We start from the raw sequence: 540 nt of genomic DNA, 5'->3' as shown, positions 1-540 counted from the left end.
CTGAGAAGATTGGGCTGCGTAGTAAGCCTCTTGTGCTTCACTCAGATAACGGAAGTCCTATGAAGGGTGCTACCATGCTCGAAACGCTCTACCGCTTGGGAATAACGCCATCAAACAGCAGACCAAGGGTAAGCAATGATAATCCTTATGCTGAGAGTCTTTTCAAGACATTGAAGTACAACTGCAACTACCAGCCAAAGGGCTTCAAAGACCTCGAAGAGGCACGTCAGTGGTGCAAGAAGTTTGTCCATTGGTATAACTACAAACACCGCCACAGCGGAATAAACTTTCTGACCCCAGAACAAAGACACAGCGGAATAGGTCAGCAAATACTGGATCAGAGGAGAGCTGTATATGAGGCAGCGAGAGCTAAGCATCCTGAACGCTGGTCTATGTCCACAAGAGACTGGACTCTACCTGATGAAGTCTGGCTTAATCCAGTAAATACAGAATCTGAAAATATTGGAACCAAGTCTAATACTTCAGTCTCATAGCATACAAAAAATGAAGAATTACTGACAACTACCTTGACAGTCAGCG

1 protein-coding gene is annotated in these 540 nt (G+C 45.0%); it reads left to right on the top strand.

Annotated elements, in window-relative coordinates; genetic code table 11:
* Nucleotides 1–494: integrase core domain-containing protein (locus T472_RS06015; protein WP_023863421.1), on the top strand; the 494-nt coding region annotated here is incomplete at its 5' end.
* Between the last annotated feature and the right edge of the window lie 46 nt (nucleotides 495–540).

The sequence above is a fragment of the Youngiibacter fragilis 232.1 genome (assembly GCF_000495435.3).
Classification (GTDB): Bacteria; Bacillota; Clostridia; order Clostridiales; family Clostridiaceae; genus Youngiibacter; species Youngiibacter fragilis.
Note: the sequence above shows the minus strand (reverse complement) of the source record. Positions and strands in the feature narration are given on the sequence as shown.